Annotated in this window: 13 protein-coding genes; 8 read left to right on the top strand and 5 right to left on the bottom strand. The window is 37.5% G+C overall.

The features are described from left to right. The first annotated feature begins 170 nt into the window (after positions 1-170). Together BLV86_RS16385 and BLV86_RS16380 are read left to right on the top strand one after the other, a co-directional pair. A complete protein-coding gene (locus BLV86_RS16385) occupies positions 171-461 on the top strand; it encodes a hypothetical protein (protein WP_031552860.1) in 291 nt (96 codons plus the stop codon). Between the two features lie 55 nt (positions 462-516). Then, complete coding sequence (locus tag BLV86_RS16380; RefSeq protein WP_090819696.1) at positions 517-2,283, top strand: hypothetical protein; 1,767 nt, start codon at positions 517-519, stop codon at positions 2,281-2,283. Positions 2,284-2,457: 174 nt separating this feature from the next. Here the strand turns inward: BLV86_RS16380 and BLV86_RS16375 are convergent, their stop codons facing one another. Then, the gene (locus tag BLV86_RS16375) at positions 2,458-3,189 is read right to left on the bottom strand and encodes an endonuclease/exonuclease/phosphatase family protein (protein ID WP_090819693.1); all 732 of its coding nucleotides are present in this window, start codon (positions 3,187-3,189) and stop codon (positions 2,458-2,460) included. 325 nt (positions 3,190-3,514) lie between these two features. Between BLV86_RS16375 and BLV86_RS16370 the strand changes: the two genes are divergently transcribed. From BLV86_RS16370 to BLV86_RS16350, 5 genes are all read left to right on the top strand, one after another. Next, positions 3,515-4,003, top strand: a complete 489-nt coding sequence (locus tag BLV86_RS16370) for a 5' nucleotidase, NT5C type (protein ID WP_090819690.1) — start codon at positions 3,515-3,517, stop codon at positions 4,001-4,003. A gap of 108 nt (positions 4,004-4,111) precedes the next feature. Further along, complete coding sequence (locus tag BLV86_RS16365) at positions 4,112-4,456, top strand: phenylpyruvate tautomerase MIF-related protein (protein ID WP_090819687.1); 345 nt, start codon at positions 4,112-4,114, stop codon at positions 4,454-4,456. Then, entirely contained in the window at positions 4,440-5,348 is a 909-nt protein-coding gene (locus BLV86_RS16360) for a fructosamine kinase family protein (RefSeq protein WP_090819683.1), read from the top strand. The genes BLV86_RS16365 and BLV86_RS16360 overlap by 17 nt, the downstream gene beginning before the upstream one ends. 18 nt (positions 5,349-5,366) lie before the next feature. After that, positions 5,367-5,669, top strand: a complete 303-nt coding sequence (locus BLV86_RS16355) for an HNH endonuclease (RefSeq protein WP_090819680.1) — start codon at positions 5,367-5,369, stop codon at positions 5,667-5,669. A 535-nt stretch (positions 5,670-6,204) separates the two neighbouring features. Continuing rightward, positions 6,205-7,182, top strand: a complete 978-nt coding sequence (locus BLV86_RS16350; protein WP_090819677.1) for a calcium/sodium antiporter — start codon at positions 6,205-6,207, stop codon at positions 7,180-7,182. Positions 7,183-7,223: 41 nt separating this feature from the next. On the opposite strand, the gene BLV86_RS16345 is transcribed toward BLV86_RS16350, so the two are convergent. Both BLV86_RS16345 and BLV86_RS16340 read right to left on the bottom strand, forming a co-directional pair. Next, positions 7,224-7,622: a YolD-like family protein gene (locus BLV86_RS16345; protein WP_242873351.1), complete on the bottom strand. Its 399-nt coding sequence runs from the start codon at positions 7,620-7,622 to the stop codon at positions 7,224-7,226. Positions 7,623-7,916: 294 nt separating this feature from the next. Beyond that, the gene (locus BLV86_RS16340) at positions 7,917-8,189 is read right to left on the bottom strand and encodes a recombinase family protein (protein ID WP_242873350.1); all 273 of its coding nucleotides are present in this window, start codon (positions 8,187-8,189) and stop codon (positions 7,917-7,919) included. Positions 8,190-8,537: 348 nt separating this feature from the next. Between BLV86_RS16340 and BLV86_RS16335 the strand changes: the two genes are divergently transcribed. Then, positions 8,538-10,514, top strand: a complete 1,977-nt coding sequence (locus BLV86_RS16335; RefSeq protein WP_090819671.1) for a coiled-coil domain-containing protein — start codon at positions 8,538-8,540, stop codon at positions 10,512-10,514. A 173-nt stretch (positions 10,515-10,687) separates the two neighbouring features. Here the strand turns inward: BLV86_RS16335 and BLV86_RS16330 are convergent, their stop codons facing one another. Continuing rightward, on the bottom strand, positions 10,688-10,894 hold the full coding sequence (locus BLV86_RS16330) for a hypothetical protein (protein WP_090819668.1): 207 nt from the start codon (positions 10,892-10,894) through the stop codon (positions 10,688-10,690). Between the two features lie 247 nt (positions 10,895-11,141). Beyond that, positions 11,142-11,960, bottom strand: an 819-nt coding sequence (locus tag BLV86_RS18000; protein WP_207647487.1) for a DUF6273 domain-containing protein, incomplete at its 5' end; no start/stop codon positions are given.

Genomic DNA, 11,960 nt, shown 5'->3' with positions numbered 1-11,960 from the left:
TATTGAAAGACTTGATGTAAAACGTACATGGACCAACGATAACGTTACTCTTGATGGTCAGAGAAAAATGATCACCATTCAGATATATGTCGCTGTTCTTGTGGATTTTACGGAATGTATCTTCTGTAACATTCTTGTTTGTTGATTATAAAATACGAAGGAGAGAAGAAATGAAAAAAGAATTAGAAATCATTGAACCTGTTGAATTTGCTGATGGAGAATGTCCATATTGTCATTCTGAGGAGCCTGGGAACTGTCCCGATGAGTACTTATTTGAAGCCAAAGAGAAATACACTCCCGACCCAGAAGTTCGTGAACTTGGGATTGAAGTGAAAAATTTCGGTATTTTCGATACAGCAACTAATAGCATATCTGTAAATGTCATGATAAATGATGTTGATTTCATGAAAACCAAACGGTTCAGGATCAATTACTGTCCTATGTGCGGTAGGAAATTTTAATACAGATTTTAAAAGTGTCCCATGTGGGGGCAAGGCTCAAAACAAAAGGAGATTTATGAAAAGGAATGTGTTTACTGTCCTAATCATTGCAACAGCGATTCTTTCAGCGACCGGTTGCAAGAAAAAGGAAAAAGAAGAAGTGGTTGTCGATCACGCACTCACAGCGGTTACCGTAAACGATCTGGAAAACGGTGGTTATTATGTAAAAGCGGGGGATTCTTTCTATTATGCACCGGTTGAAGATAAGTCATTTAATCCTAATGACCCACAGGGAACAAGGATTGAGTTCATAGCTTCAAAGGACTCAGAGACAGGACTTGAGGATCCTGAAGCAAATCACCGGGTACTCGCTTTCACTAACTGGGATAATGCAATCCCTACACTTTACAAGAACGACCAGCTTATCTATAAGAGCTCGTCAGGTGATGTATCAAACTTCACATGGGAGAGATTCATAGATGAAGGATATTCAATAGGTGTCAGCGGACTTAAGGCTAACGGGGCAGGCAAGATCGTTTCAAAGGAAGGAACCATGTACTATGCAGCCGGAACAGCTTACCAACAGCTTAGTCAGCTTGAGATTCCCGCCAACACAGATATCATCATTGATTCCATGAACGGAACACCGCTTAATAATACATATCTTAGTGATGCAGGTACAATAACCGGTCTCTCCAAGGATGCAGGAATCCAGGCAAATGTTTTCATCGGAACCACACCACAGCAGGTAATGATGAATGCGGATACCCGTCTTTTTAAATCTACAGAGATGTATAAGACAACAAATTTTGAGTTATCTGCAAATGGTTATGCTATAGTAAAAATTCCGGATTACTTCAAAAGTGGATATTACCTCATAAATAACGTAGGTTTCATTAAGTATATAGCCGTAGACCGTGGAAATGATGAATCATCCATCAGCCTTGATACTCCGTATTATTACGTGGACGAAGGCGGAAACCTGTTAACATATTATGAGTGGGCCGATAAGAACGGAATGGCAACATCCGAACTTCATGACAACTCGAAGTCATTTAATGAATCAGATCTTTCAATCAATCCGGATGATTACGAGGAACAGGCTTCTGTTACCCTCGACAGTACACAGGAGAACATAACTGCCGTAATCAGATACAAGTATAAAGATGCAGGTTCTGAGGACAATGCAGTCAGAAACGGTATCTTCCCTCATGCGGTTCTTGTTAAGCCGGACGGCACAACAAAACTGTTTGAACAGGATGATACACTTAAAATAGATCAGAATGACTCTTATGTTTACCTGAGAGCAGAGAGTGATACCGCACCTGCGGGAGATTATTACGTTCTCTACACGAATTTTGATAACATTATCAAGAGCCTTAATATGAATTACATATCTGGTAATGCGGATTCTTATATCCATAACGGTAAGGACGGAAGAGTTTCCATTTACTTTGAAGGCTCTGATGCACCTCACAACATATCGCTTAAGTGGGAGAAGAATGATAGAGCTCTTACCGACATTGTGATAGAAGCTCCGGATGGAACAGAGTATTCGATGACAAAGACTCCTGACAACATCATTGTTAATGAGGCAGGAAAGTTTACCATTAAGGTACCTTATATGGCAGCCGGAGAATACACTTTCAGAGTTAAGGGTGATCAGCTTGGAAGAGTTTGGATATCAACTGAAGAGTCCGTAACAACAGTTGATGAACTGATTGGTGGAGATGCTGTTCCTGAGACAAATGCCGATGGAACACCGGTTGAGACAGAAGCTGAGACAAGTTCTGATGGTTCATTGGTTGAGGATACTGATTCTGAAACAAAAGGTAAAAACTGAAAAACAGAAAATAGAGATAAAAAGGATGGAACCAATCCATCCTTTTTATCGATTGTTTAGTTATCATTAATGTTAATGTACATTTTGACGGTTTTGAGGAGAGTTTAGTTCTCTCCGCTTCATATTTAATTAGTTTTTTTAACTTCAGCCAATAAAAACAAATGATCAGAATATTTAGGGTTTCTTTCCTGGATTAATGCTTATCTTATGTAAGCCTTTTGCAAAAATATGGTCAATTGGCGTGCCTGAAGTACAGTCTTTTTTCGTAATAATAGGGCCATTTTCGCTATTTACATCAAGCATCTCATATCCAATTCCTTCAAATCCCGACTTTATTATTTGCCAATTATAATTAATATGGTCTTTTCCAGTATAATCGTCTCTATAACTTGCATTGTTAAAATCTCCAGCAAATATAACTACATCATTATTCGTAAAACACTCTGTTGCTATCGGTAAAACTTGATCATCAAGAATGAACCGCATGTGATCATAAGCAGCCTTGCCTTTTTTATCGCCGATGAGCATTCTAAAACCACATACCGAACATGTTTTGCCACTTTTCAATTCAAAAGATACCTTTATCAATCCTAAATTGTTATTGCTATATAGTGCATTGTGCCACCAAAGACTTTCTGCCAATTTTTTAGTATTACCTATGAGTTCTTCTTTGATCAGAACCAAAAGACCATTTTTTCCTGAAACGAATGAAGAAAACCACACATAATTTTTCTCTTTAATTTTTTCTTCAAAATAATCCCAACCAGTTGCAAGAGCAATTTCGTTGATTATAAATATATCAGCATCCACTTTTATAATGATATCAACAACTTCTTTTTTTAGTTCTTTTTTATCATACCATGGCAGTGCTGCACCCATATTTACATTCCATGTCGCAATTTTCATTTTTATCCTCGTCTGTTTGTAGTTTATTCTTCAGAAAAACCTATTATTTTAAAGCATTATAGCAACTACACATATTTAAATGAAGTGTATATAGTTTGGATTCTTAAAATATATAAGCCCATATAACTTATACACCATTATGAGCATAAACAGCATAAACAATCACGAATATTAAATCCATATATGTGCATGTACCTTTTTTTGCATCCTCGACAGGCTAACATATAATCAGAAAGTTATCTGAACATTCCCTCCCCATAATTGCTGTGTAACAGTTCATAAGTAAATCGGAGGAGAACATGAATAATAATGAAAGGAGACGTGCATGAAACGTATATTTTTCGATCTTGACGGTACTCTTGCCGAGTGGAAGGAAGCGGGCATGAGAGAACTTAAAAGCCGAGGATATTTTCTTAATTTAGATCCGCAGACTGAAATACTCGACTTTGCGAGAAAACTTGCAAAAAAGGACAACATCGAGGTGTACATTTTGTCCGCTTTCCTTACGGACTGCACCGCATTGGAAGATAAGAACATGTGGTGTGATATGAAAGCGCCGGAGATCAAGAACCGGAATTTTGTGTTAAACGGTACAAATAAGGCTCTTTCAGTGATGAAGATACTTCAAAAGAAATCCCTCACTGATGAGGATATACTGGTTGATGATTATTCGAAAAACCTAAACGAGTGGAAAAAATATGGAGGAAAGGCAATAAAGTGGCTTAACGGCAAAAATGGTCGCGGTCTTAAATTTGAAGGACCGAGGACCGGTAATGTAGATGAGCTTGCCAGACTTATAAGTTCTGTAGCATAATATGTGACTTACTTCGTGAGTTAGCTAATGTTGTGTGCGACGAAAAGCATTATAATGGTACAGTGAACTATAGTTGGCACCATATTTTTAGGGAAAAGGAGAAGGACCATGCCATTCATTTCAACAAAAACAAACGTTACGGTAACAAAGGAAAAAGAGACTAAGCTCAAGGAACGCCTTGGACAGGCTATTTCAATCATTCCTGGAAAGAGCGAGAACTGGCTTATGCTGGCAATCGAGGGAGATATTCCTATGTACTTTAGAGGTGATGATTCCAAGCCAACAGCATTCATCGAAGTCAAGATCTATGGAAATGCTTCTTCTGATGTTTATAGCAGGATGACGAAAGAACTGACAGGAATATATGGGGACATCCTTGGTGTGACTCCTGACCACATGTATATCCGTTACTTCGGATCAGATGATTGGGGATGGAATGGGAACAATTTCTGATAAAGTGCTCATTTGCAGCTCCTTAAAAGAGGCTGTTTCATTAGTCTCAGGGAAAGACGTTTCTGTAGAGAGAAAGCAGGCAGTTCACGGCGGGGATGCCAATGATGCCTATAAGCTTTTTCTTTCTGATGGAGAAGCTCTTTTTCTGAAAGCGAACAGTATTTCAAACAAAGATTTCTTCAGAGCTGAAGCTGAGGGAGTAGCTGCCATAAGGACAACTGGAACCATCAGGGTTCCGAATATCCACGCGATTGGCACAGATGATGGCTATTCGTTTCTTTTGATGGAATTTATCGAACGAGCTGTGACAGTGCAGGACTTTTGGGAAAAGCTTGGCACAGGTCTTGCTGCCATGCATAAGGCGGATGTATCATCTTTTGTGACAGATGGGAAATACGGCTTTAATAGTGACAATTATATCGGTGCCGGCAGTCAGAAGAACACTCCAAAGAGCAGCTGGATAGAGTTCTTTTCTGAATGTAGACTACGACCACAGTTTGAGTTGGCATCAAGATACTTTGACGGAAGTTTCATCAGGAAGACAAATTGGCTTCTTGATAACCTGGACAGATTTCTATATGAACCTGAGAAACCTTCTCTTTTGCATGGGGATCTGTGGGCCGGTAACTTCATGTCGGATGAAAAGGGGCAGCCAATGCTGATAGATCCGGCGGTATACGTTGGATGTAATGAGGCTGACATAGCTATGACTGAGCTGTTTGGAGGCTTTAACAGAAAGTTTTATGACGCGTACTTTAAAGCCATGGGATTTATCCCGGGCTATGATGACAGAAGGGATCTATATAACTTATACCACCTGACAAATCACTTGAATCTCTTTGGAAGTTCGTATTTGTCGGCGGTTATAAGGACGATTGAGAGATATTGTTAAAAGAAATCCGGAGGATGTATGAGGGTCCTTAAGCAAAGGAAAACGGAAATCAAACGTATTCTTCTAAGTAAAACGGATGGTGTTTGTGCTCGTTGCGGAAGGCCTATCACTCTGGAAAAGACAACGATAGAACATTACATTCCTAAATACAGAGGCGGAGCAGATGACGAAAGAAATCTACTTCCGCTATGCAAGAAATGCAATAAACAGAAAGGCTCAAGGATTGTGGACGCTAAGAAATACTATCCGTTTCTTAAGAGCAAATACTGCCTGGAGGCAGATAAGTATAAACTGGATTGGGAGAAGGAAAATAGCGGGTAAGTAGATAATTAATCCATCACAGTAGCTGCCATTAATGAGATATATTAAGATAATGCAATTGTTCAAGAACCGGTTCGCCGGTTCTTTTTTTTGGTCGTGAATCGAAGGTCATCCATCTTAAACCGGGTCGCTCCGACGGAAAATCTAAAGCAGAATCTCTAAGCGGCTTTGATCTACAGAGCCCTCCGGCTGAACTGTTACCACTATCTATCGCAATTATATAATCATTTTCGGAACAGTGTTGACAAGTGCCTATTCTGTGGTTTATATTCTCTAGCAAGTCAAAAGGGAGTAGCTTCCACATTATTTATGTTGTGTCGCATATTTCGTCAGTACGAGCATTTGCCCCGGAATATGTTTTATTAGCGAGACTTTTACTGCAAACAGCAGTAGAAGTCTCTTTTTTGTGCTAATGATGAGTCTATGGTGCTTTTTAGTCTATGGAACTTTTTTCATTAGAACAAAAATGACTTCAGCAAATGACACTAAGAATACTGTGTGAGGCTCTGGACTGTTTTTATTTTCAGGAGGAGAAATGATTATAATCTATATTTTGTTTTTGGCCGTCGGCATGTTCGCACTTATCAAGGGAGCTGATATTTTCGTAAGCGGAAGCTCATCCATTGCCAAAATGTTCAATGTACCGTCACTGATAATAGGACTTACCATTGTAGCTCTCGGAACCAGCTTGCCCGAACTTGCAGTCAGTACATCTGCAGCCCTTCAGGGATCCAATGAGATAGCAATCAGCAATGTTGTTGGTTCAAACCTTTTTAATCTTCTTGCCATACTTGGCATATGTGCTGTAATGAAGCCTGTTTCTGTAGAAAATGATGCGGTTACGAGAGATATCCCTTTTTCCATCATCATTACTATCCTTGCACTTTTTATAAGCTGCTGGCCGATACTTATAAATGGTGGTTTTGTAAATATAGATGTATCTCAGAATGCCGGAACCGTAACAAGAACAGGTGGTTTTATTTTCGTGCTTCTGCTTGCCGCATATATTGTAAATCTGATAATAGCTGCAAAGAAAAGTAATGCTGAATCTGAAGAAGCTCCTTCTTATAGTCTTTTAAAGTCTATAGCCATGATTGTTTTCGGAATAGGAACAATCATTCTTGGAGGACAGATAGTTGTATATTGTGCTAAAGAAATAGCAAGAGCAGCCGGTATGTCTGAAACACTCATCGGATTAACAGTTATAGCTTTTGGCACTTCTCTTCCTGAACTTGTCACTTCTCTTGTTGCGATAAAGAAGCAGGAGGCAGCCATGGCAATCGGTAATACTATCGGGTCAAACATTTTCAATATTCTTTTCATACTGGGTGTCTCTGCAATTATTAAGCCTGTGAATGTGAATATTGCTTCCTGCATTGATCTGATCATTCTAGTATTAGTGACTATCGTTGTTCTTGTTTTTGCAAAATCTGACAGAAAGATATCAAGAATTGAAGGCGGACTGATGATTCTGATGTATGCGACAGATATGGTTTATGCAATTATCAGATGATGATTTTATTTTAAAACATTACTACTACTTATAAGGAATCCTTAATCCGGAATATTGTCAAAATGATTAACAAGATCTCCGTAAATGTCGGTTACTTCGTCGATGTCAATTTCCGGATTATTTCTACCGACATTCCGGGATTTCATCAGAATGATTTTCCGGTTTACAATATCTATTTTTTTAATTTTCTCGGTTACCGTAACATATTCCCCGCCTGTTTTTTTCGTATCCGGTACGAAATAAGTGATGGAAAGGGTAGGATGATTTCCTTCTAGTATCGCCTCTGAAATCAATTTGAGTTTTTCATTCAGTTTTTCCTGTTCCCACTCTTCCGGCAATCTATGCTCGCTGGTCTCCCGGGCTTCTTCCCTCACCATATCCTCATATCCTGTCAGCGCAGCAAATGGAGCAAATTGAGCCGCACGATCATACAGACTCATGTGTGGTCTGGCTGGACTCTGCCAGCGGGTATGGTGGAATATATCCGCATAAACAATTTCAGGATTCTGTTCTTTGATGAAAGAAATTATATCAAGTCATCCAGGAAGCATCAGTACAGTATCGACCATCGATGAGATAATAAGATAATATTGTTCAAGAACCGGTTCGCCGGTTCTTTTTTTCTTTAATAGGGAAAGTGCATTAACTAAATATTCGGCATAACATATGTTTGCATTAAAAAATAGGTGAATTTAATAAGGGCTTTATTTAATGACGTTAAATGATTACAATTATCAGCTTATTATCTTTGACAATCTGAAGTATCTCACACAGATGCTTGGTGGATCTTGTAAGCCTTGATACTTCGGTGGTGTGGCTATAGTATCTCCTTCTGTGACTATAGCAAGTATTTTCTGTAGTTCTGAACGGTCATCTTTGGTGCCGGATTCGTATTCCCAGTAAATATACTTATCATCAGTAACGCCTAGTGCGTAGAGTTCACGCTTCTGTCTGTCGATGTCCTGGCGTTCTTCATTTGTAGAGCAATGTGCATATCCGTAAATCATTTAATCAGTCCTTTCTGTTCAAGAAAAGGATAGTTGATTTTCTTATACAAAAATCGGCCACTTTCTTTCCGTTTATAAATGGTTTTAAGGTGTATAAGAAACCATCTGGTTTCTTGAACACATTATTGTCTAATCCAAATATCATTAAACATAAGATAATTTTAAAACGTCTCAATTTTGACCTTTGTTCCACTGATTCCCTGGATCTATAAGGTTTTATTGTTTTACTGTAGAATCCGCAAAATTACAGTAATAACTAAATAGCTAATGGCATTAATCATATGATTTTATGCTATGATATATATGTCATAAACTTGTTTTATTACATATAGCAAAGGAGATATCTATATGGCTCTAAAGCTAATAAAATATTCTGGTTTCTCTGGAGAACCAAGTGTCACTAAAAATCAATTTTTAGCAGTGTACATTTCGCGGAATGATCCATTCATATTAGCAGTGTGCCCACACTGCGGAACTGAACAGATTGCACGTTGGGAAAACTATGATGTCTATATTACCGCTAAGAGTAAGTATGGTAAGGGTGATGAGTTAAAGGAACGAAACAAATTAAAGCTACCAACAAATCCATATACCAAAACTAAAAATAAAATATTTAACGAGATCACCCAGTTTTTTTCTTCCGATGGTTTTAGGTGTGAGTGTTGTGGTCATTCTCTTAGCATGGAACCAGGTTATTTATATTCTTCATGTGGAAAATTTTTTAAAGATAACAATAAGAGTTTCCCAGAAGTGTATACAAATCGCGATGATGATTATGCGATTCATAATTTAAAATATGTAAATCAAGAAAAATATGAAGCATATAAATGCAAAAAGCCATACGGTGGCAAAATAGATGATGACCAATTCATATATACCAACAATTCACTAGCATATGAATTCTGTGAAAAAAATAACATTCCTCATACTCACGATGATAAAACTAGAAAATACAAGGAGGAAGGCAGGATAGTCACAATAGGAAAGGAAATACTTAGTGGAGATGACTCATATAGCGATAGCTATCACCTTACTGTCGATGAAACATTTGAATTGCTCCGTTTTTACAGAAAAAAGATGATGGAGATTGAGTCCAAAGAACAAATTAGCATCTTAATTAAAGAGCGTATTGAATTGGCAGAAAATACGGTACTAAAAGACCATGGAGAACCTTCTGGCGAAACAAGTTTTCTTAAAAAATATCTTTATAACCTCATTCAAATTGAGACAAATATTGTTTCTCTCTCTGAACGATTGCCTGTACTTTATTTTACTGAGAAAGAAGCCAGTCGCTTAATATATCAAGTACTTAACTCAAATAGAGAAGAAAAAGTCCTTACAGAGGCCAATAAAAACCTACAAGAAGCAGAAAGATATTTATTAGTATGTAAGGAGAATGATGATGGATGGCTAGATTATTATAATAAGATCATGGAGAATTACGTTGAAGAACCAATGCCAGAAAAACCGGAGGAACCAAAAAAGCCAGAGTTAAAAAAGCCAGGATTATTTAATAGAAAAAAAATAGAAGCTGAAAATGCAAGTAAAATATCGGCATATGATACTGCAGTCGCAGAATGGAAGCTTGCACTGAATAATTATTCCAAAGAGATAGAAAGAATTCAAGAACATAAAGCCAACAAGATGAGTGAAGCAAGGTTGGAGGCAAAAAACAAAGCAAAATCAGATCATCTTAACGATGTAGAAAGTGCTCAAAGGTTATTAGAAAAGGCTAAGGAGGATCTTGAAAAAGCTAAAACTGAATTAGAAGAAAAGAATATAGTCCTTCACGAGCCATTGCCAGATAATATTTGGGAACAGGATGTTAATCAGGCAGAAGAAATGCTAAAAAAGTGCATCGATGCCAGAGTAGCATATGAGAGTATGAATGTTGTTTTTCCAAAGTATCGTAATCTAATAGCATATTCGTCATTTTATGAGTACTTAGAATCTGGAAGGTGCGAAACGCTAAGTGGTGTGAATGGAGCCTACAATTTATATGAATCTGAACTAAGGCAGAATATGGTAATCTCACAGCTCTCAAAAGTTCTTACGTCTATGGAAGAAATAAAGGCTAATCAATTCATGGTATATAGCCAACTATCTCGCATGAATTCCAACCTTGTAAGTCTGAATAGTTCAATGGCCAAAGCAGTGTCTTCTCTTGCTAAAATTGATACCAATATTAAAAGTATCAATGAGTATACAAATCAGATTGCACATAATACAGAAATGACAGCATATAATACAGCGGCAACGGCATATTATTCAAAAATTAATGCTGAACTCACTAATTCTCTGGGGTATCTTATTGCATTGAAATGATAAATATATTTAGTGCCTAACCACAATGCTTTTGTTGCTACAATTTAGGTATATGATGTATTTAGAAAAGAGGGGTGCAGAATAAATAGTGTATGTTAGTGAAAAACGTTTCATACATAACTTATTCTGCACTCTCTTTTGTATCATCAATGGGTTCGAATAGCTCACTAATATTATTTAATTGGGCCTATATCCTCGTTATAGTTGTTAAAATACCCTGGATCAAAATCGAAGATCGCATCTTCAAGGTCGCTCCTGTTACAGATTACCTTCAGGATTTTCTTAGCTGAGTGTTTTTTTCTTGCTTTTTTTGTAAACTTTGCGACAAGGTCAAGGGCGTGGTTTAGCCCATCTCTATAGCCAACATCATATCCAAACATTACAGAACCTTCTTTTTGTTTTTTCTTATACCCAAGTAGAATTAAAAAACATTCTCGTTTTGGGAAACAACTATACCAAATTAGGTGAGTTGGCTATATTTTTTTAGTCTTTATCATTAGGTGTGTTGTTCTAAAGGAATGTAAGCCATGTTAATTTAAGTAGTATCAGCTAATATATTTTTTCTGGATCGTTATTTTGTTACATAAATATGAAAGGCTGATTCATGAGGGAAGAAAAACTTTATTATTAGTCAATCGAAATCCATAATACAGGTCGTACACCTGTGCTATTATCATCATCATTGACATGGCCCCCACGAGGAACTATTGACCCTTCATGATTCACTAAAGCAGCATAAAAGCCACTTGAACCAGGAGTTCTTAACCACCACCAACAACATTCTGTACGTTCATTTATCCACACACCCTGAGTTTTTGCATACTCTGTTGGATGACACGCTCTTTCAAAACCATACTCTAAATATTTGTCAGCCTCGTTTATAGAGAGTAAGAACACCTTGTCAGTAGTGGGATTTCCCGGGTCTGTGTTATAATCTGGATTTTTATAGGCTGGTATTGTCTCATTCTTTATATGCATTTGTTCCGCTTCAGAAAAGGCACTATTTAGAAAGTCCTCATTCAACCATTTTCTCAATGAACATTTCTCCCATGTAGTAGCATCACGAACACCCGACTGGGTATTATATTGCTGACAGTCCAGTGCGTATTCACTAGTAACAAGAATACTATCATTCGTTCTTTTAAGTACTATCCAAGTGATTTCTTCTTTTCCATTGGAAAAATCGTTATCCTGCTCGTAAGCTCCAAACGTTATCCAACTACCCGTTTTAGCGTCTTTCATCTTTGAAAGCTCACACTCAACTATTTGCTCTGCACTATCTTGATAGTCGCCTAAAGACAAATATTTAGAAATAGCTTTCTTATACTCTCCATTATCCTTTAATTTTTTTGCTTCATTGTATACGATATCCTGTATGCAAATCTTACAAGAGTTGATTTGCTCGACACTATCCCTATATCCATTCAACTGTTCAAAAGCAGTAAT

The organism is Oribacterium sp. KHPX15, assembly GCF_900107835.1.
Classification (GTDB): Bacteria; Bacillota; Clostridia; order Lachnospirales; family Lachnospiraceae; genus Oribacterium.
Note: the sequence above shows the minus strand (reverse complement) of the source record. Positions and strands in the feature narration are given on the sequence as shown.